Here is a 20,441-nt window from a genome sequence, read left to right as displayed (position 1 = left end):
ATATGCGTCTGCTTCCTGTCTCCATTGCTGGTATGAATGAGATGCATAAAACCATGGAGTTCTATATGGGCAACAATACCCCTGAACGACGCGAATTCATTATGGAGAATCTGATCTGATGACCCAGGCACACGCAATTTTCAAAGAGAACTTCCTGGAATACGCAAGCTATGTCATCAAGGAGAGGGCGATCCCCGATCTTGTGGATGGATTCAAACCTGTACAGAGGAGAATCATCCATACGCTCTTTGAGATGGATGACGGCAAGTTTCACAAGGTTGCAAACGTAGTCGGTTGGGCAATGCGCTATCACCCGCATGGGGATTCTTCCATCTATGAGGCCTTGGTAAACCTTGCCAACTGTGACTTGTTTATTGAGCGACAGGGTAACTACGGAAACATCTTGACCGGGGACAGGGCTGCTGCGGCACGATACATCGAATGCCGTCTTCTCCCATTTGCCAAGAAGGTGTTGTATAACCCTGAGCTTACCGAGTTTGTGGAATCCTATGATGGAAGGAACAAGGAACCTGTAGCCTTTCCTGCCAAGATTCCTGTTGTCCTTGTACAAGGGGTTAGTGGTATTGCTGTAGGTATGAGTACCTATATTCTTCCCCATAACCCGATTGAGGTGTTTGATGGAATGGCGGCCTCATTGCGGGGAGAGTCATACGAACTCTATCCAGATTTCCCTGGGGGAGGCATCGTTGATGTTGATGACTATAACGATGGACGGGGTTCAGTCTCCATCAGGGCAAAACTGAATACCAAGGATCCAAAACGAATAATCATTGAGGAACTCCCCTATGGGACCACCAGTGAGATGATGATCCGCTCGGTTGAGGATGCAGCCAAGAAAGGGAAGCTGAAGATCAGCTCCATTACCGACTATACCGCCGAGAAGGTGAACATCGAGATCAGCCTTGCCCGAAACACCTATTCAAAAGAGATTGTGGATGCCTTGTATGCCTATACGGCATGTGAGACCAAGCTCTCTGTCAATCCACTTGTGATCAGGGATAATACCCCGACCATCATGGGGGTGCATGAGATACTGGATTTCCATGCGCATCACTTGGTTGATGTCCTGGAAGCAGAGCTGAAGCTGGAGAAGGGTCATCTGTTGGACAAGCTCCACTACAGAACCCTGGAAAGGATCTTCATTGAAGAGCGGATCTATAAGCGTATTGAACAGAAAAAGAGTGCTGAGGATGTGAACAAGGCGGTTATCCGTGGGTTCAAGCCATTTACCGAAGAGCTGCTCCGCCCGCTTGATGGTGAGGATGTTGAACGTCTGCTCAAGATCCCCATCCGACGCATCAGCTTGTTTGACATTGAGAAGAACCATCAGGAGATTGAGTCGATCAACGATCAGCTTGCAGATATTGAGAAGAAGCTTGCAGACCTTACCGGTTATGCGCTCTCGTTCATTGCAGAGTTGAAAGAGCTCATGTCCGATGAGGAGCATAAGCGTAAGAGTACGATCAAGAAGTTTGATATGGTCGATGTGAAAGAGGTTGCTGAGCGCAATCTGCCACTTCGCTACGATGCCGTCGCCGGGTACCTTGGATATGATGTAAAGAAAGGAAATACCCTATTCGAAGTCAGTCCCTTTGACCGCATCCTGGTAATTCGTAAGGATGGTAATTATCAGGTGATTGATGCACCCGAGAAGGAGTTTGTCGGGAAGGGGATGCTCTATTGTGGGCTCGCTGACAAGGACGAGCTTGCCAAGATTGTCTTTACGGTCATTTACCAGGAGAAAACCTACAAGTATCTCTTCATCAAGCGGTGCCAGATTACAAGCTACCAGCTGAAGAAGCTCTACCCTCTGGTACCGGAAGGGAATTTCAAGATAGTCAAGCTGTCCACCTTCGAAAATGCTGAGATGAACCTTACCTATAAGAAGAAACCAGGGCTCAGGATTCTGGAGGAGAAGTTCTACTTCTCCGATTACAAACCTAAAGGGGTAAAGGCAAACGGGGTTCGCCTGGCTGTAAAGGAAGTGGCTTCCATACGGCTCAGGGCAGTAAAAGAAGTGGTACACGAAGACCAGCGGGAACCGTCGCTCTTCGATGATGAGATGGAGAGGGAATAATGGAGCAACTTGAAGGTCGGATCCTGTATGAGGACAACCACTTGATCGTGGTGAACAAGCGTGGTGGTGAGTTGGTACAAGGAGACAAGACAGGAGATAAAACACTCGCTGATCTTGTCAAGGAATACCTGAAGGTAACCTATGAAAAGAAGGGAAATGTCTATCTGGGCATTCCTCATCGCTTGGACCGGCCAACAAGCGGTTTGGTGATTTTTGCCAAGACTGAAAAGGCTCTGGTCAGGATGAATGAGCTCTTCAAGGGCAATACCGTGAAGAAGACCTACTGGGCGATTGTGGATAAGGTTCCCAACGATACAGAGGGTACCTTGCTTCACTACATCATCCGCGATACGAAGGCGAACAAGAGTGTTGCGCTTCCTGTGGAGAGACAGAAAGGGAAGCTTGCAAAGATGGATTACCGTCTTATCGCTGCCAGCAAAACCTACTTCCTCCTTGAGGTATTGCTGCATACCGGCAGACATCACCAGATCAGGGCGCAGCTTGCTGCAATTGGCCTGCATATCAAGGGAGACCTCAAGTATGGTTTTCCCCGTTCCAACCCTGATGGGGGTATCTGTCTTCATGCAAGATCCATCTCCTTTGTTCATCCGGTACGCAAAGAAGAGATAACCATTGTTGCCGATCCCCCGCAAGATACCTTATGGGATGCATTCCTCTCTCTGCTCTAAGGCAGGAATTCCTTGCTTTTTGTATGGGAGCTTCCTAAAATGAAGAGAGATACACAGAAAATGGAGGATCTAGTATGAAGAAAAGACCGTTTGGTACGAATAAGACCATGGTTTCCGAGGTTGGATTGGGAACCTGGCAGATCGGTGGATCATGGGGTACCGTTGAGGATGAGACTGCCATGAAAATCCTCCAGACCGCCTCTGATGCAGGTATTACCTTTTTTGATACCGCTGACGTGTATGGAGACGGGAGGAGCGAGAAGTTCATTGGAAAATTTCTTAAATCCCAACGTGACTCCTTCTTTGTTGCTACTAAATTGGGACGTGGTGGAGATCCAGGTTGGCCTGGGAATTTCACCCCTGAGGCAATGATCCGCCACACTGATGCATCACTCTCCCGTTTGGGAGTTGAACGTTTGGATTTGATCCAGTTGCACTGTATCCCCCAGGATGTCCTGGCCGATGGGGCTGTCTTTGATGTCCTGAGAGATCTGAAAAAGCAAGGAAAGATTGCCGACTTTGGCGCAAGTGTTGAGTCTGTGGAAGAGGGGTTGATCTGCCTGAAAGAGGAGGGAATTGCCTCTCTTCAGGTTATATTCAATATATTCCGACAGAAACTGATTACCGACCTCTTCTCCAAAGCCAAGGAAAAAGAAGTTTCCATCATTGCCCGTGTTCCTTTGGCAAGTGGACTGCTCTCGGGAAAGATGACGAAAAATACCACCTTTGATGAGAGTGACCACCGTAACTTCAATCGCGATGGAGCCTCATTCAATGTTGGTGAGACCTTTGCAGGTGTTCCTTTTGAGAAGGGCGTTGAACTGGCTGAAGAGATCAAGACAATGAAACCAGAGGGAATGACTCTTGCCCAGATGGCACTTCGTTGGATTCTCGACTTTGATGCTGTCTCTGTGGTGATTCCTGGTGCCAGCAGGCCATCACAGGTGCTGGACAATGCCGCAATTTCTGATCTTCCTCCTCTCTCAGATGAGCTGCATAAGCAATTGGAGAAGTTCTATCAGGAGAAGGTTGCCCAGCATATCCGTGGTCCCTATTAACCAATACTCCTCATTCGCAGATTGTATCAGGACTCCTTTCAGGGGTCCTGAATTTCTATCCCAATGAAGTCTGCCTAATTGTTTCTTGACAGATTGAAAAATGCGTCTTATTCTTCATATGTATGATGTATGATGTTATAGGAATTGGGAGGAATATTCATGGCTGAACACACGATTGCCGCAATCTATACTGGAGCTGCCTTGGTAAAACCACTGTCGGATCTGATGAAAGAGACCCTTGGTGACTACAAGATAATGAACATACTCGATGACAGCATGATTGCTGACATCATCGAGGCCGGGGGAATGACCAAGGCTGTGAAGAGAAGGCTCTATGGATACTATGAGATTGCTTGTGCATCGGGTGCTGAGCTGATCCTCAACACCTGCTCCTCTATCGGGGATGCAGTATATGGAGCTCGAGAATTTTTCCCCATCCCAATCATTAGAATTGATGAACCGATGGCCCGCCGGGCGATAGAGCTCACTGATTCAATCGCTGTCCTGGCAACCCTTCCTACCACCTTGGATCCAACTATCCGACTATTGGAAAGATGTGCACAGGAGGCAGGGAAATCAATCAGGACCATCAGTGCCTTGGCCGAGGGAGCTTTCCCAGCCATTACTGCAGGGGACGCAGAAACCCATGACCGGCTGATTGCTGAGACGGCAAAACGGGTAGCTGATTCCTGTGATGTGATTCTTCTTGCACAGGGCTCGATGGCAAGAATGGAAAAACCGCTTGCCGAGCTTACCGGCAAGACGGTGCTCAGCAGTCCTCGCCTTGGTGTTGAACAGATCAAGGGACTGTTGTAGAAGGAGGAACCCATGGATCTTGAAGCTTTGCATGCGATGTCTTTGCAGCTTAGGAGAGATGTCGTTGAGATGGTTTACCGAACAAAGGATGGCCATCCCAGTCCGAGTTTTTCAGTTGCAGATATTATTACCGCCCTCTACTTTGAGGTGATGAATATTGACCCATCCAACCCTGATAAGAGCGATCGTGATCGCTTTGTACTCTCCAAGGGACACGCTTGTCCTGTATTGTATGCTGCCCTAGCGAGGCGGGGTTATTTCCCGGTAGACGACCTCTATACCCTGCGATACCTACATTCCAAGTTACAGGGACATCCCTATGCACCAAAGACCAAAGGTCTTGATGCAACCACAGGTTCGCTCGGAAACGGAGTCTCTATTGGACTGGGCATGGCCTTGGCCGCTCGAATCCAGAAGCAAACAAACCGGGTGTATGTAATCACCGGTGATGGTGAGCTTGGTGAAGGAATGATCTGGGAAGCAGCAATGGCTGCAAGCCATCAGAAGGCCGCAAATCTGACGGTATTCATAGACAACAACAACTACCAGAGTGGGGGGACTGTCGGTGAGGTATCGGGTCCCTATCCAATTGAGGATAAGTGGAAAGCCTTCGGCTGGCATACCCAGAGCATTGACGGGCATGATATTTCCCAGATTTTACAAGCGGTTGAGAACGCCAAAGCAGAAACTGAGAGACCTTCGGCAATCATCTGCAAGACGGTCAAGGGAAACGGTGTTTCCTTCATGGTGGGAGAAAACTCCTGGCATAAACGGGTCTATACCGATGAAGAATACCGTATTGCCATGAAGGAACTGGGAGGTGTGCTATGAGTAGTGTTGACAGCACGAGAATTGGATTTAGAGACGCACTGATGCACTTGGCAAAAGAGCGTGATGATATCGTATTCGTTTCCACTGACTCTCTGAAGGTGGTCAAGGGTGAACCGTTCTTGGAAGCATATCCTGACCGTGTCATTGAACTTGGGATATCCGAGCAGAACGGGGTGGGTGTTTCCAGTGGCCTCGCTTCCAGTGGACTCTTGCCCTACATCTGTACCTACGCAGGGTTCTTGACGATGCGCGCTTGTGAACAGATGCGGACATTCGTCTCCTATCCTGCACTGAAAGTCCGCTTTGTCGGTGCAAATGGGGGCTTGCATGGAGGAAACAGGGAAGGGGTCTCCCACCAGTTTATTGAGGATGTGGGAATTCTCAGGACGATGCCCAATTTCACCATTCTCTGTCCTGCAGATGGAAACCAGGTCTATCAAGCGATGCTGGCAAGTGCTGATATCGAGGGACCGGTTTATATACGAATCGGCAGTGGTCGGGAAGAGAAAGTCTTCCCCGATGGAACACCCTTTCCTTTGGGTAAGGTACGCACCATTGTTGATGAAGGAAATGATGTGGCGTTGTTCTGTCATGGATTTGTTACTAATCGCGTAATAGAGACTGCAAAACGGCTTAAGGAAGAGGGAATCGGTGCGAAGGTTGTGGAGGTTGCAACCATCAAGCCATTGGATCGAGCAGGAATCGCAGCAATTCTTGGAAAAACAGGTTGTGCGGTAACGATTGAGGACCATACCATCATTAATGGTCTCGGTAGTGCAATTGCAGAGGTGATTGCAGAAGGCAACCCTGCCTACTTGGTACGACTGGGATTGCAGGATGTGTACGGTGAGTCCGGCTTCCCTGATGAGCTGCTTGATGCCTACGGTATGTCTGTAGAGGATATTATCGCGGGAGCCAAGGAAGCCATCAAACATACAAAGGCATAATTTCTCAGGGTTACCTGAGGATAGAAACAAAAGGAGATAGAAACAAATGAAAAAGAAGATTGTTGTACTGGTGCTTGTCACCTTGTTGGCAACGGCTCTGTTTGCACAGGGGCAAGCAGAAAAGAGTGGTCCGACCTCTGAGAATCCATTGGTATTGCGGTATGCTCACATGAATCCGGCTTCCAGCCCGAACGGACTGCAGGCCACCTATTTTGCCGATAAGGTAGCAGAGAAGACCGGTGGGGCCATCAAGATTGAAGTGTATCCTGCAAGTCAGCTGGGATCCATCAGTGAAATGGCTGAAGCTGTTTCCATGGGTTCTATTGCACTTCACCATAACACCTATGGCGGGTTGCAGCCCTTGCTCAATGACCTTGGACTGTTTGACACCCCATACCTCTATCGGGATGTCGACCACCTGCTCAAGGCAACTGATCCTGAGACCTGCCCTGCGCTCATGGAGTTGAACCAGAAGTTGATCGATACCAGAAACGTAAGGATTCTCTACTCCTTCTATTTCGGTACCCGTGAGTTGACTGCAAACTTCCCTGTCTACTCCCCAGCTGACTTGGCTGGAAAAAAGATTCGAGCCATTCCTTCCCCCATCTATCTTGCAGCAGTGGAAGGTATGGGTGCGGTAGCAGTTCCCATCGATTGGTCAGAAGTTCCCGTTGCCCTCTCCACCGGTGTTGCCGATGGACAGGAGAACCCAGTAAGTACACTGGTAACCAGCAACATCTATGAAGTACAGAAGTATGCCATGATGACCGACCATATCATGGGTAGTGAACCTGTAGTGATCAACGAGAAGGTATGGCAGTCCCTGAGTGACGAGCATAAGCAGATCTTCAGAGAAGTTGCTCGTGAAACACGTGACTGGGCATCCAACTATGTACAGGAGAATGAGGCCAAGGACGTCCAGACGCTCAAGGACAAGGGTATGACCATCATCACAGCAGCTGATGGCCTGAAAGTTGATGAGTTCCGTTCTTCCGTCAGCAAAGTCGTTGATGAACGCTTTGGCGATGCTTGGGGCAAGTACTACGAGATGATCCACGCAATCAAGTAGTAGTGTTTTCAGTGGTGGAGGCAGGATGGTATCCTGCTTCCACACATGTCTTCTAATACAAGGAATATTCCTATGCAAAGGTTCTTGAAAAAGATGGCTGGTCTGTATGAGCTGCTTGGCATCATCTTCCTCTTGATGCTGTTCCTTTCAGTGCTTATTCAGATCATCATGAGAAATATATTTAATTCCGGGTCGATACAGTTGGAAGAGCTTGCTCGGTTTTCCTTGGTCTCGTTGGTATTCCTGATGATACCGGTGTTGACCTGGAGAGGCCAGCATATCATTGTGGATATCGTTATTTTGTACCTTCCAGAGCGTTTGAAACGTTGGTTTTCAGCTATTAGCCAGCTTCTGGTCATGGTCTTCGGTCTGTATGTGCTTAATGCCATCGTGACAATCATGGAATTCAATTGGAATGTACGGACTCCGGCTCTCGCAATGCCGAATGTGGTGTTCTACATCCCCATCACACTGGGAGTGCTTGCCATGTGCATCTTTTCCCTCGCTGGTGCCATTATAACGCTTCGTGGTAGGGAGGTAGTCCAATGAGTGGTTCCATGGTGGTACTCCTGTTTCTGGTCTTGCTGACCACAGGCCTTCCCATTGCCGTCAGTATGGGAATTCCCTCTGCCTTGTATCTGATTGTGGCAAATATTCCTCCCAGTCAGTTGATTCAAAGAATGGTTACCAGTCTTAACTCTTTCCCCATGCTTGCCGTTCCCTTGTTTATCCTGGCAGCAGGACTGATGAATAGTTCGGGTATTACCGAACGGTTGTTTGAGTTTGCAAAATTGTTGGTTGGCCGCTTGAAAGGTGGTTTGGCCCAAGTAAATATTGTAGCTTCCCTGATCTTCAGCGGCATCTCAGGAGCAGCCCTCGCTGATGTTGGAGGACTGGGGAATATTGAGTTGGAAGCGATGGAGAAACAGAAGTATCCGAAGACGCATGCTGCAGCCATTACCGCTGCCTCTGCAGTAATCGGCCCTATCTTCCCTCCTTCCATCCCCTTGATCATCTATGGTGCTGCAGCTGAGACCTCCTCCATGCAGCTCCTGATTGCAGGAATTCTACCTGCACTGATTATCGCCATTGCCTTGATGGTCCAAGTGGCCTTCTTTGCACGGCGGTACAACTATCCAAAGGGAGTTGAGAGCAAGTATTCACGAACAGAGGTCCTTACCATCATAAAAAGGGGCCTGCCTTCCATGTTCATGCCATTGATCATGATGGGTGGGATGCTCTCTGGCCTGTTCAGTCCGACTGAAGTTGCTGCTATTGCTGTCGCATATTCATTGGTTTTGAGTGCCATATACAAGGAACTCAGCTTTGCATCGTTTATCAAGACATGCAAGGAGACATTGCAATCAACGGCAAGTGTACTGTTTATTGTTGCCTCTGCTGCCATCTTTGCCTGGGTCTTGACGGTAGAACAGCTTCCCCAGCAGGTATCGGCATTGATGCTTGGTATTTCTGACAATCCGGTAGTGCTCTTGATTCTTGCCAATGTAATTCTCCTTATTGCAGGAATGTTCCTGGAGTCCACTGCTGCGATTATGATTCTGACCCCGATCCTGTTGCCGCCTCTGATGGCCAGTGGTGTTAATCCTGTCCATTTCGGCTTGGTGATGGTATTCAACCTGATGATTGGAATGATCACCCCTCCCGTTGGCATGAGTGTGTATATGCTCAGCCCAATCGTGAAGCTTCCGGTGGGGAAGGTATTCAAGGCAGTAATGCCATACCTGTTCTCCCTACTAGTGGCATTGGTGATTCTCTCCTATGTTCCGCAGATCTCCCTGTGGCTACCGTCATTACTATTCAATTAGAGGTGTGTGTATGAAATCTACGTATTTTCACCGTGTGCATCAACAAACCAAAACTCGCTTCTGGATCAACAATCCGACCATGGAGCAAGCCAAACGGGCGATAGAAGAAGGGGCAATTGGTTGCACCACCAATCCGAGTTATGTTTCAAAGCTCTTTGAATCTGAAGAGGATATGCGTGTGGTGAGGCGGATGATTGACCTCCTGCTTCCCTATGAGAAGGACGACTCCACTCTGGCCTCCAAGGTTCAGCAGATGATGGTCGGCCGTCTTGCAGATCTGTTCCTCCCACTCTATCGCGCCAGTGGCGGTACAGAGGGGCTGGTTACCATCCAGGGTGACCCGTTTGCTGAGACAGATGCCAGCCTGATCATCAAGGAAGGCTTGGAGAATCATGAGATTGCTGAGAATATCTGCATCAAGATACCGGTAACCAAGTGGGGTATCGAGGCTATCAGTACCATGGTGGAACATAATATCCCCACGATGGCAACAGAGGTTATGAGCCTGAGTCAGACCATCTCCATTTGTGAAGCATATCAGGAGGTGAGCCAGAAGAGTGGAAACATCCCTCCTTTCTATGTCACACATATCACCGGAATTCTCGATGATCATTTCAAGCGTGTCATCAAGGAGCACCAGCTCTCTATTGATGAGGAGTTGGTCAAATATGCTGGGCTCTCCATCGCAAAGAAAGAGTATGAGATGATGAAGGATAGGGGATATCCAGGAATCATGATCGGTGGAGGAGCCAGAAAACTTGAGGACTTCACTGAGCTGGTGGGTGGTGATCTGAGCATCACCATCAACTGGAAAGGGACTGCCGAGGTATTGATTGAACAGGACAAGGAAGTAGTTGACCGGATAGACAGTACGCTCGATGAACAACAGATCAAGAGGCTCTGCAAGGAGCTTCCTGACTACCAGAGAGCCCTTGAGACTGATGGGATGTCTGTTGATGAGTACTACGATTATGGCGGGGTTGAGTTGTTCCGTACCTCATTCCAGAAGGGATGGAATGCCTTGCTTGCCTTGATTGCTGAGAGAAGGGGAAACAAATAATGGACGAGAAGAAACATAGAGGGAATTTGCATACAGACAAGAGAGTGGAGAGGGCGAAGGGAATTGAGCGGGTTACCTTGACGTATGACAAGGATAGCATGATCTGCTATTTCTACCTTGAGAAAGGGTCCACGCTTGAGATGCATACCCACCCTGAAAGCCAGAATGGCTTTGTGGTAAAGGGCCATATCCATTTCATCAAGGGAGATGGCGAGATTTTGGACCTTCATGCAGGAGATGCCTACTATTTTGCTTCCATGGATCCCCATGGCTCCAAGATACTTGAGGATACTGAGCTGATTGAGTGTTTCTCTCCCTCGAGAGATGATTACAAGGATTGATGATTCCTTGCTTTCATCGAGGGCTCTTGGTATGATACAGTGCTGTAGCAGGGGGATTTATTTCCATGGAAGACATGTTCAGGGTACGCGAAGGCCGTCCATCAGCGGTTGAATGGGTGATAGAGAAGATCAAGGAGCTCTTGATCGATCAGAAGCTTTCTCCCGGGGATATGATTCCCAATGAAATCTCCCTTGCCGAGAGCCTGAAGGTTGGGCGTGGCACGGTACGTGAAGCCTTGAAGATTCTCTCTGCCTATGGGGTGATTGAGATCAAGCAAGGACATGGAACGTTTGTTTCCAGCGCATCAAACAAGCGTCTATTCGATCCACAACTGTTCCAGATCCTTGTACAGGACCGTGATTACAAATCATTGACCCAGGTCAGGCAGTTGCTGGAAGAAGGTATCGTTAAATTGGTCATTGAGTCTGCGAGCGATGAGGAATTGGCTTTGCTCGACCAATCAATGAAGGAGTTCCAGAAGGAGCTCGGTAAAGATCAGGCGTCTGCCCAGAAAGCAGGCGCCCTGGACTTGCATTATCATCGCTTGCTTGCTCGATTTTCCCACAACAGTATCGTAGAGAACATCTACACCTTTGTGATTGATTTGTTCACCAAGACCATCAACCCCATCCATGAGGGTGTTGATGAGGTACACCAACAATTGCATCAGGCAATTATGGATAGAGATGGTGAAAAGGCAGTAGAGGCAGTGCGTTCCCATACTGCAATTTGGGTCTGGGCCTATAAGGAGACCCATCCAGAGCACTAATCGACCAGTACTACCCCCTCTCCATCGAAGCCGTTGACCTTAATGGTCAATGGCTTTTCGCTTCTTGCATGAATGAAGTGTTCTGTCTCTGAGACAATCTGGAGGGTCTTGAATTTCTCGAAGCGCATTGAGCCAGATCGATAGGCCGGGTTGATGGTCAGGTAGAGGCATCCCAGGCTTGTCATGTTCTGGAAGAAGTGAGTCCCTTGGCTTGGTTCCACCTGGAATCCTTGTAACCCAGTCTCAACGATTACCTTGCTTCTGGATATCTGTGACCAAGTTACGGGAATACCCAGCCATGGGTCACAGCTGCCCAATCTTCCTGCTACCATCAATACATAGTCTTTCTCTGCAATAACCATTGCTGCATTGAGTTTGTCGAGTTCCTTTGCCATGCTTTTCATTGAGGAAGCCGAGAACTGGTCGATTTTCAAATAGATGATATCCTGTACATGGTCAATTTTTCCGTTTCCCATCACCACATGGGAATGGATGGCAGCACTCTCTCGTTCATGGTCGCTGATTGAGACATCACTCTCCTCGTTGCCTGCTGCTATAGGGCGAATCTGGAGAAGACTGAACTCCCTCATCTTTGGGGCTGCACGGTTCAGGTTCACAGCAAATTCTATTTCTACCGGTTTTCCCATTGCCTCTGTACCCAACTGAAGGACATCCCTGACGATGGCGGCTAGGGGGAAGGCGTCATACTTAAGGATTCCGTTGAAGGTGATCACCTTCTCCCCTTCAGTCCTGACAGACTCGCTCAGCATGCCACTAGTCAAGTCATAGGTGCTTGCAATGTATCTAATGGCATCAGGATAAGCCCACGATTCACGGAAATTGAGTAGTTCCAGGTTCTCAAGACCCCCTTCTTCAAGTGGATGGTACCCACTTTTCATATTCAGGGCATAGAAGGTGTTCTGGCTGCTTGTTTGGTTGCCACCAAGGAACTGGGCTGGCCGTTTTGGATGGGTAGGGCTGAATCGCAAGGCGGAGCCATTGTCCACCACAGATTTACCGAAACCGAAGCTGAGCATGCCAACCCCATCCTCAGGCTTCTCTCCCCCCAGGGGATAGTAGTTGAGGGAACGGGCAACCCCGCTGATATTTGGATACCAGTAAGGACCATGGTCGCTTCCAATGACCTGCTGGATGATGACAGCCATCTTTTCATCCTCGAGCATATGCTCGGTTGCCTTGAGATACTCCTTTGCGCTACGGAAGAAGGTGGAAGCCCAGACCGCGCGTACTGCATCACAGAGCTCCTGGAGTCTCGCCTCGTCAGACCCTTGGTTGGGAAGCATGCATGTCTCATATACCCCGGCGAACGGTTGGAAGTGTGAGTCCTCCAGAAGGCTGGAAGAGCGCACACAAATCGGCTGGTGGATGACCTGGATGATTTCCGAGAGGTTCAGGACCAGCTCATTGCTTAATGGTTTTGAGAGGAATATTTTTAGCAAGGTCTCATCGGGAAGGTCCCCTGAGGCGATATCATTGAGATCGTTTTCCTCGAGGAACTGGGTGAACTGATCGGTGGTAACAACCACCGTTCGAGGGATGGAGAGGTATACATCAGGGTATTTCTCTGGAAGTTTTGCTGCACGCAATACCATATCGATGAAGGCAAGACCTCGTCCCTTTCCTCCCAGTGATCCCCCTCCGATTCGGCTGAAGAAGAGCGTTTCGTCATAATTGTTCCTACTGAATTGGGCAATGACTCCTTTGGTTCTCTCCTTACGGTAGTTGCGGATGATCTCCGTCATCTGTTGCTGTACTACCTTTGCATCCCCATTTGCAGGGATCTTCAAGTCCTTGATTCTTGCAGCAATGGCGTAAAGGCTCTGTGCCCTGAGCCATCTTGAAAAGTCATTTCTCTTGGAGTGGAAAGCGAAGCTTTTGGTGGGGACCTTGGGAAGGACCCTTTGCAGGTCGCGCATGGTCTCCGCGCGGGCAATCTCCTCCATCGTATCGGGATCTCGGAAGATAAAGGGTCCGAATCCGTAGTGCTTTGTCATGAACTTATTCAGTTCAAAAAGAAGTGCTGAATTGTTCTTCCAGAGAAAATACGCTCCTGCTTCCTCTGCCATCTCCTGGGCAGTGTTGTCACTGCTTTGGATGAGTATTGGGATCTCAGGGTCTCTTGCGTGAACCATTTTGGTGAGGTATAGGCCTGCATACTTGTCCTGATCACCCTCCTTGAGGTAGGACATGTCGGTGATAATCCCCAAGATATTGTGTTGATATTTGCTATAGAGCTCCTGGGCCTCCTCATAGGTTCTGGCAAGCGCGATCTTTGGTCTTCCACGCATCCTGAGGGTTTTTCCCCAGCTGTTCAGTGCTTCAAGGATGGCTGAGCGATTCTGTTGGATCAAGGTGGTGTACATCATGGGTAGGTAGGATGAGTAGAACCGAACCGAGTCCTCTACCAGGATGATCAACTGGACATCTGCTTCCTGGGTGTCATGGTCAAGGTTCATCCTATCCTCTACCAGCTTGATCATGGCAAGGAAGATGGTGGGGTCGCCCTGCCAGTAGAAGAAATAGTCGATATCCTTGCAGTCTGACCCCTTGATCATCTTGTTTCTCTTATGGCTGGAAGAGGGAGAGAGTGCAATAACCGGCATCTGCGGATTGCTCTTCTTGATGGTTGTAGCCAACTGCTCAACAGAGTCGGTCCCGAGGTCGAGCATGGTGACAACCAGGTCAAATGATCTCTGGTTCAAGAGGTTAAGCGCTTCTTCCGCGGTGCTGGTATGGGTGAACTTTGGTGGGTTGTTCAGTCCAAGCTGGGTGTATTCGAGGTATAACTCTTCTTCAACCCGTCCGTCTTCCTCAAGGAGGAAACGGTCATAGTCATTGCAGATGAGCAGTACGTTGTAGATATGTTTCAGCATCAGGTTGCTGAATGGCAACCAGGTTGGGTCAAGTGTATACATAGCAGGTATTTTATCATGAGAGACGAAGTTTGCATATTGTTTCAGTATATTCATAAAATTGATTGAAAATTCAATTTTTATGTATAATTTTGTACGATAGGGTAAATATAAAATATATAATCATGTTTATCGCAATTCGACGTTGACATATCGATATAGCGGGTTTACGCTTTTTGGACAAGCAACAGCGTGTTGCAGCACAGACCAAGGAGAATAATCTAGGTATGTATACCCTTGAATCAGTAATGAAAGAATTGGAGAGAAAGAATCCCGCCGAACCTGAGTTCATCCAGGCCGTCAGCGAGGTGGTGGAGAGTGTCCTCGACGTGGTCAATGAGAATCCTGTATATGAAAAGCATCGGATTCTCGAGAGAATGACCGAACCCGACCGGGTGTACACCTTTCGAGTCGAGTGGGAGGATGATGAAGGAAATCTTCAAGTAAATCGTGGATATCGTGTTCAATTCAATAATACAATCGGACCTTATAAGGGAGGTCTCCGTTTTCACTCCAGTGTTACCCTCGGTACACTGAAGTTCCTTGGTTTTGAGCAGACTCTGAAGAATAGCCTTACCACACTCCCCATGGGTGGCGGTAAGGGAGGCAGTGATTTCAATCCACGTGGCAAGAGCGATAGCGAAATTCTCCGCTTCTGTCGTTCTTTCATGACTGAGTTGCAGAAATATATCGGCCCTGAGACAGACGTCCCTGCTGGGGATATTGGGGTAGGAGCTCGTGAGATTGGTTTCCTCTATGGACAGTATAAGCGTATCAGGGGAGAAAATACGGGTGTCCTGACCGGTAAGGGTCTTGGCTTTGGGGGGTCCCTGGTTCGCCCTGAAGCAACAGGCTATGGAACCATGTACTTTGCCCAGGCTATGCTTGAGACGCATCAGGATAGCTTGGAGGGAAAACGGATCTCTCTCAGTGGATTCGGGAACGTGGCTTGGGGAGCGGCAATGAAGGCGACTGAATTGGGAGCCAAGGTGGTTGCAATCAGTGGTCCTGATGGGTATATCTACGACGAAGAGGGTGTAGGCACTCCTGAGAAGTGGGCCTTTATGCAGTATCTGCGTTCTTCAAACAATGATGTGGTTGCTCCCTATGCTGAACGATTTGGAGCGAAATTCGTTGCAGGAAAGAAGCCCTGGGAAGTCCCTGTTGATCTTGCATTCCCCTGTGCCATCCAGAACGAGTTGGATAAGGAAGATGCAAAAGCACTCGTTGCAAATGGGGTCAAATATGTTGTTGAAACTTCAAATATGGGTTGTACGGCTGATGCAACAACATACTTCATCGAGAAACGTATACCCTATGCCCCAGGTAAGGCTGCCAATGCAGGGGGTGTTGCCGTCAGTGGACTTGAAATGAGTCAGAACGCCATGCATCTTTACTGGAGCGCTGAAGAGGTTGATGAGAAGTTGAAGGGTATCATGGGGAAAATCCATCAATCATGCATATTGGAGGGCCGGGAAGATGATGGGTATATCAACTATGTGAAGGGAGCGAATATTGCTGGCTTCAAGAAGGTTGCCGATACCATGGTGCAACTCGGCTATTAATTGTATTGTCCCCTTCGGGGTGTGTATCAGGAGGGCCTTCAGTATTTTGGGGGCCCTTCACTTTTTGAAACAGCACTAGCCACCGGACAAAACTTCTCTTGTGATCATATGCCATGACAACCCAATGAGCACGAAATATGCATCTGATTTCCATCCTCTATTTGGGGGTGATTATGCGGTGGTTCACGTATTACCAGCAAGGAATAAGAAGAAATTTTCGACTCTCTATTTGACCTATTCTGTCTGCACCAATACGCATTATTTAAGAGATGATACATGATTGCTATAAAACCTATATAACACTATATATAGCGTTATGTAACTTTACATAGCGCTATAAATGTTGTATTGTCCGCTTGCCAAGTTCACTTCGCCATGGTATGGTAGATGAGGGTCGACTAGGGTCGACCCGCTCTCTTGCACCACTTTTCTGGCAGGAGAGAGGGTAAGATTTTCTTCAAGAATTGTGAATTAATTAAATATATAGAGGGATTACATGAGCGCTGCTAAGAATGAATTGAATCCGTTGGGTCGTAAGATTTTCCTTGACCGTTATGCACTGAAAGATGTCCAGAAAGAGACGCTTAAGGTTGGGGATGTTGTGGTTGCAGTAAGCAACCCAAAGACTGGTCAGCGAGAGATCGGGATGGTCACTGAATTGAACGATGGGGATGCCATCACCGTCAAGCTTGATGAAGGTACTATCTTGCACGTGAAACGTGAGGATGTTGACAAGCCGCTTGAGACCGACCCAGCACAGATGCTTGCTCGTGTAGCGAAAGGTATTGCTTCCCAAGAGAAGCCGGAGGTGCGAAAGCAATGGGAAAAAGAGTTCAATTGGCTCCTGGAGGACTGGAAGTTTGTCCCTGGAGGCAGGATTCTCACCGGTGCGGGAACGGATCAGAACCTAACCTATTTCAACTGCTACGTGATCCCTTCCCCGAAGGACAGTCGTGGTGGCATCATAGCCTCTTTAGGCCAGATGACCGAAATTATGAGCCGAGGGGGGGGAGTGGGTATGAACATATCATCCCTCAGGCCACGGCACAGCTACGTCAAGGGCGTAAACGGCCGCTCCAGTGGCTCGGTAAGCTGGGGCGGGCTATTCAGCTTCGTAACCGGCCTGATTGAACAGGGTGGCTCCCGTCGTGGTGCCTTGATGTTGATTCTCAATGTCTGGCATCCCGATATTCTCGATTTTATTGAGTCAAAGCGGGAAATGGGCAAGATAACCAATGCAAACATCTCTGTCGGCATTACCGATGACTTCATGGATGCTGTACGCAGTGATAGTGATTGGCATACCTATTTCCCTGATACCACCGACCCTGATTATAATGAAAAGTGGGATGGTGATATCGAAAAATGGAAGAAGAGTGGGCATAAGGTCCAGGTGTACCAGACAATGAAGGCACGTAAGATTTGGGATGCCATTGTAGAGAGTGCATGGGCAAGTGCCGAACCTGGGGTTTTCTTTATCGATCGCTACAACAAGATGTCCAACTCTTGGTACTACTCCTCCATCCAGAGCACCAATCCTTGTGGGGAGCAGGGTCTTCCTCCTTGGGGTGTCTGCAATCTTGGCTCCATCAACCTCAGTAGGTTTGTGAAGAACAAGAAGGTGAATTACAAGGATCTGGGCAGGGCAGTCCGCTTGGCAGTCCGGTTCCTGGATGATGTCATTGATGATACCCCCTACTTCTTCGAGGAGAACAAGAGGCAGCAGCAGAGTGAGCGCCGTATCGGGCTAGGGACCATGGGGCTTGCCGATATGTTGATCAAGATGGAACTCGCCTATGGCAGCGAAGAGTCCCTCACCTTTATTGAGGAGCTGTACAAGTTCATCTGCGTTGAAGCCTATGCAGAGAGTTGTGATCTTGCAAAGGAGAAGGGAAGCTTTTCTCTCTTTGATGCAGAAAAGTTGCTTGAGAGCGGCTTTATGAAGCAGATGCCAGAAGAGATTCGTCAGAAAGTCCGTGAGCAGGGCTTGAGGAATGTCACCCTCCTGACCCAGGCTCCAACGGGAACCACCGGAACGATGGTTAATACCTCCACAGGAATCGAACCCTACTATTTCTGGGAATGGGAACGAACAGGAAGGATGGGAACGAACATCGAGCGGGTTAAGGTGTATGATGATTGGGTAAAGGAAAATCCCGGAGCGAAGAAGCCCGACTACTTCGTCTCTGCTATGGACCTTGCTCCTGAAGGACATGTCAAGGTGCAGGCAGCAATCCAGAAGTGGGTCGATTCCTCTATCTCCAAGACAGGCAATACTCCCAAGGAGTACACGATAGAGCAGACAGGAAAGCTCTATGAGCTACTCTATGACCTTGGTTGCAAGGGTGGTACCACCTATCGTGATGGATCACGTGATACACAGGTCTTGACGGTCAAGAAAGAGGAGAAGAAGGAAGCTCCTGTGGTGACCCGTTCCAGTGAACCAAAGCCACGGGTACGCTCCACTGTCTTGAGGGGAACCACCTATCGAAAGGCCACTCCGATCGGAACGGCTTACATCACCGTAAACTGTGATGGTCCGGATCCAAGCGATATTTTTGAGGTATTTATCAATGTAGCAAAGGTGGGCAGTGATGTGGCAGCCGATGCAGAGGGACTGGGAAGACTGATCAGCTTGCTGCTACGCATGCCTTCTCCCCTGACCCCAGACCAGCGTGCACAGGCTATCATCAGCCAGCTTTCAGGGATCGGAAGTGGCCGCTCCATGGGATTCGGACGAAACCGGGTAATGAGCCTGCCTGATGCAGTAGCACAGGTTCTGCAACAGCATATCGGCTCAACTGACTCCGACCGTGATGCCTCCCGTCTTCCTGATGAGGAAGATGAGGATGAAGATGTTGGTCAGCTTGACCTTGGCCTTCCTTCTTCCGGTAGCTCGGTGAAGCCTGATATCTGCCCGATCTGTGGTAATGTCACTTTTGTGAATATCGAAGGTTGCAAGAAATGTTTCTCTTGCGGCCATAGTGAGTGTTGACCAAAGATTCAGCAATCCCTACTCTCACTAGAGGGTAGGGAGCGCATGGGAAATACACGTATAACCCGTCCTCTTGTGGCGGGTTTTTCCTTGTACAGGGGTCTGGAGAAGAATGTTTATATTCTGTTCATAATCCGAATCATCAATAGGTTCGGGGATTTTGTGCAGCTGCTCTTGGTCCTCATTCTCACCGGCAAACTCGGGCTCTCTCCAGCCCAGGCGGGATTCTTTGTCTCATTCAGCGTTATTGCCACCATGGTTGGCCAGTTCTCCAGTGGGTATATTGCTGACCGATGGGGAAGAAAGACTCCTCTGGTAATCTGTCAGGCTGTGGTCAGCCTCTCGTATCTTGCAAGTGCTGTGATGTTTGCTTCATTTCCTCATCTGGTACCATATCTGATCCTTCTCTCCAGTCCATTCCGCGGCGGGACCTCTCCCCTCACCAATACCATGGTTGCTGATTTCAGCCCAAGCGACCAACTCTCTCGGTCGTTCAGTCTTCTCTATCTGGGGACGAACATTGGAGTGGCCCTTGGCCCTGTTGCAGCTTCCTTCCTCTATGCACGTTCAATTGTGTTGCTCTTTTTGTTCTCCTCTTTCCTGATTTTCCTCTCTACACTCCTGTTATTGCGTGGAATCCCGAAGAGTGAAATCCTCTATACCAAGGAAACGGCTACTACTGCCAAGAAGCTTCGGATGCCTCCCATCCTGATACTCTTTTTTATACTGTTTGCCCTCTACGGCCTTGCCTATGCCCAGAATACCTTTACCCTGCCCCTCCAGTTTGCTTCCCTGTATGGGGAGGTGATTGGTTCAAGTCGTTATGCATTGTTGATGACGGTAAATGCCGTTACGGTATTGCTGGCCACAGCGTTCCTCACCACATGGACGCATAGGCTGGGACAACTCCCTTCCATGGCGATTGCTATGCTGTTCTATGTTGTTGGGTATGGGATGTATGCTGGTTGCACAGTCTTTCCCCTTTTCCTGGTCGCAACATGTATCTGGACCTTTGGGGAGATTCTGATGGCAACCAATGCCAATGTGTTTGTGAATGCCTATGCGCCTCCCTCTCTTCGGTCAAGGTGTAACTCATCACTTACGATTGCATCCAGTTTGGGACACTCCATTGCCCCAACAGGCGGGGGTTTGTTGCTGGCAGTGAGCGGATATGGCCAGCTCTGGGGTATCTCGGCAGGGCTTTGTTTTCTCCTTGGGTGCGGTTATATTGCACTAAATAAATACTTAAAGAGCTGATATATAACCTAAAGATTGGTAAAAATGGAAATCAATCTGGATAAGGTGTCAACCGTAAGGGAAAATGTCATCTGAGAAAGTTATTGTGAAATGACAGGATTCTTGGAAAAATTCCAGGGGTATGGGTATTGTGAGGCAGCATAAGGCCAATGTTTTGGGCAGGATTTGTAATGCCTGCCCATTTTC

16 protein-coding genes are annotated in these 20,441 nt (G+C 48.8%); 15 read left to right on the top strand and 1 reads right to left on the bottom strand.

All coding sequences use genetic code 11. The annotated features are described in order from the left end of the window. Positions 1-118 precede the first annotated feature (118 nt). The 12 genes from JF818_RS01675 (at position 119) to JF818_RS01620 (ending at position 11,505) form a co-directional block, all read left to right on the top strand. Positions 119-2,098, top strand: a complete 1,980-nt coding sequence (locus JF818_RS01675; RefSeq protein WP_198890260.1) for a DNA topoisomerase IV subunit A — start codon at positions 119-121, stop codon at positions 2,096-2,098. Beyond that, positions 2,098-2,787, top strand: a complete 690-nt coding sequence (locus JF818_RS01670) for an RluA family pseudouridine synthase (RefSeq protein WP_198890259.1) — start codon at positions 2,098-2,100, stop codon at positions 2,785-2,787. Before JF818_RS01675 ends, JF818_RS01670 begins: the two co-directional genes overlap by 1 nt. A 74-nt stretch (positions 2,788-2,861) precedes the next feature. Then, positions 2,862-3,845 carry an aldo/keto reductase gene (locus JF818_RS01665; RefSeq protein ID WP_198890258.1) on the top strand — a complete coding sequence of 328 codons (984 nt, stop codon included), beginning with the start codon at positions 2,862-2,864 and terminating at the stop codon, positions 3,843-3,845. Positions 3,846-4,004: 159 nt separating this feature from the next. Then, positions 4,005-4,661 carry an aspartate/glutamate racemase family protein gene (locus JF818_RS01660; protein ID WP_198890257.1) on the top strand — a complete coding sequence of 219 codons (657 nt, stop codon included), beginning with the start codon at positions 4,005-4,007 and terminating at the stop codon, positions 4,659-4,661. Between the two features lie 12 nt (positions 4,662-4,673). After that, a complete protein-coding gene (locus JF818_RS01655; protein ID WP_198890256.1) occupies positions 4,674-5,492 on the top strand; it encodes a transketolase in 819 nt (272 codons plus the stop codon). Then, complete coding sequence (locus tag JF818_RS01650; protein ID WP_198890255.1) at positions 5,489-6,439, top strand: transketolase family protein; 951 nt, start codon at positions 5,489-5,491, stop codon at positions 6,437-6,439. The genes JF818_RS01655 and JF818_RS01650 overlap by 4 nt, the downstream gene beginning before the upstream one ends. Positions 6,440-6,485: 46 nt before the next feature. After that, positions 6,486-7,508, top strand: coding sequence for a TRAP transporter substrate-binding protein (locus JF818_RS01645; protein ID WP_198890254.1), 1,023 nt, complete (start codon positions 6,486-6,488; stop codon positions 7,506-7,508). Between the two features lie 72 nt (positions 7,509-7,580). Further along, complete coding sequence (locus JF818_RS01640) at positions 7,581-8,057, top strand: TRAP transporter small permease (RefSeq protein ID WP_198890253.1); 477 nt, start codon at positions 7,581-7,583, stop codon at positions 8,055-8,057. Further along, a complete protein-coding gene (locus JF818_RS01635) occupies positions 8,054-9,334 on the top strand; it encodes a TRAP transporter large permease (RefSeq protein WP_198890252.1) in 1,281 nt (426 codons plus the stop codon). Before JF818_RS01640 ends, JF818_RS01635 begins: the two co-directional genes overlap by 4 nt. A gap of 10 nt (positions 9,335-9,344) precedes the next feature. Further along, positions 9,345-10,394, top strand: a complete 1,050-nt coding sequence (locus tag JF818_RS01630) for a transaldolase family protein (RefSeq protein ID WP_198890251.1) — start codon at positions 9,345-9,347, stop codon at positions 10,392-10,394. Further along, positions 10,394-10,735, top strand: coding sequence for a cupin domain-containing protein (locus JF818_RS01625; protein ID WP_198890250.1), 342 nt, complete (start codon positions 10,394-10,396; stop codon positions 10,733-10,735). Before JF818_RS01630 ends, JF818_RS01625 begins: the two co-directional genes overlap by 1 nt. A 65-nt stretch (positions 10,736-10,800) precedes the next feature. Next, complete coding sequence (locus JF818_RS01620; protein WP_198890249.1) at positions 10,801-11,505, top strand: FadR/GntR family transcriptional regulator; 705 nt, start codon at positions 10,801-10,803, stop codon at positions 11,503-11,505. On the opposite strand, the gene JF818_RS01615 is transcribed toward JF818_RS01620, so the two are convergent. Further along, the gene (locus tag JF818_RS01615) at positions 11,502-14,441 is read right to left on the bottom strand and encodes a PEP/pyruvate-binding domain-containing protein (protein ID WP_198890248.1); all 2,940 of its coding nucleotides are present in this window, start codon (positions 14,439-14,441) and stop codon (positions 11,502-11,504) included. The genes JF818_RS01620 and JF818_RS01615 overlap by 4 nt on opposite strands. 224 nt (positions 14,442-14,665) lie before the next feature. Between JF818_RS01615 and gdhA the strand changes: the two genes are divergently transcribed. From gdhA to JF818_RS01600, 3 genes are all read left to right on the top strand, one after another. After that, on the top strand, positions 14,666-16,003 hold the full coding sequence (gdhA, locus tag JF818_RS01610; RefSeq protein WP_198890247.1) for an NADP-specific glutamate dehydrogenase: 1,338 nt from the start codon (positions 14,666-14,668) through the stop codon (positions 16,001-16,003). Between the two features lie 496 nt (positions 16,004-16,499). Next, positions 16,500-18,998, top strand: a complete 2,499-nt coding sequence (locus tag JF818_RS01605) for an adenosylcobalamin-dependent ribonucleoside-diphosphate reductase (RefSeq protein ID WP_198890246.1) — start codon at positions 16,500-16,502, stop codon at positions 18,996-18,998. Positions 18,999-19,043: 45 nt separating this feature from the next. Further along, complete coding sequence (locus tag JF818_RS01600; RefSeq protein WP_198890245.1) at positions 19,044-20,255, top strand: MFS transporter; 1,212 nt, start codon at positions 19,044-19,046, stop codon at positions 20,253-20,255. Positions 20,256-20,441 lie beyond the last annotated feature (186 nt).

The organism is Sphaerochaeta sp. S2 (assembly GCF_016406725.1).
Classification (GTDB): domain Bacteria; phylum Spirochaetota; class Spirochaetia; order Sphaerochaetales; family Sphaerochaetaceae; genus Sphaerochaeta.
This window is presented reverse-complemented; position numbering and strand designations above follow the sequence as displayed.

Bases quoted from the DNA above. Each gene is read 5' to 3' on its own strand.
- JF818_RS01655 (WP_198890256.1), top strand. From the start codon at position 4,674: ATGGATCTTGAAGCTTTGCATGCGATGTCTTTGCAGCTTAGGAGAGAT.
- JF818_RS01625 (WP_198890250.1), top strand. From the start codon at position 10,394: ATGGACGAGAAGAAACATAGAGGGAATTTGCATACAGACAAGAGAGTG.
- JF818_RS01630 (WP_198890251.1), top strand. From the start codon at position 9,345: ATGAAATCTACGTATTTTCACCGTGTGCATCAACAAACCAAAACTCGC.
- JF818_RS01605 (WP_198890246.1), top strand. From the start codon at position 16,500: ATGAGCGCTGCTAAGAATGAATTGAATCCGTTGGGTCGTAAGATTTTC.
- JF818_RS01600 (WP_198890245.1), top strand. From the start codon at position 19,044: ATGGGAAATACACGTATAACCCGTCCTCTTGTGGCGGGTTTTTCCTTG.
- JF818_RS01615 (WP_198890248.1), bottom strand. From the start codon at position 14,441: ATGTATACACTTGACCCAACCTGGTTGCCATTCAGCAACCTGATGCTG.
- JF818_RS01650 (WP_198890255.1), top strand. From the start codon at position 5,489: ATGAGTAGTGTTGACAGCACGAGAATTGGATTTAGAGACGCACTGATG.
- JF818_RS01640 (WP_198890253.1), top strand. From the start codon at position 7,581: ATGCAAAGGTTCTTGAAAAAGATGGCTGGTCTGTATGAGCTGCTTGGC.
- JF818_RS01620 (WP_198890249.1), top strand. From the start codon at position 10,801: ATGGAAGACATGTTCAGGGTACGCGAAGGCCGTCCATCAGCGGTTGAA.
- gdhA (WP_198890247.1), top strand. From the start codon at position 14,666: ATGTATACCCTTGAATCAGTAATGAAAGAATTGGAGAGAAAGAATCCC.
- JF818_RS01660 (WP_198890257.1), top strand. From the start codon at position 4,005: ATGGCTGAACACACGATTGCCGCAATCTATACTGGAGCTGCCTTGGTA.
- JF818_RS01670 (WP_198890259.1), top strand. From the start codon at position 2,098: ATGGAGCAACTTGAAGGTCGGATCCTGTATGAGGACAACCACTTGATC.
- JF818_RS01635 (WP_198890252.1), top strand. From the start codon at position 8,054: ATGAGTGGTTCCATGGTGGTACTCCTGTTTCTGGTCTTGCTGACCACA.
- JF818_RS01645 (WP_198890254.1), top strand. From the start codon at position 6,486: ATGAAAAAGAAGATTGTTGTACTGGTGCTTGTCACCTTGTTGGCAACG.
- JF818_RS01675 (WP_198890260.1), top strand. From the start codon at position 119: ATGACCCAGGCACACGCAATTTTCAAAGAGAACTTCCTGGAATACGCA.
- JF818_RS01665 (WP_198890258.1), top strand. From the start codon at position 2,862: ATGAAGAAAAGACCGTTTGGTACGAATAAGACCATGGTTTCCGAGGTT.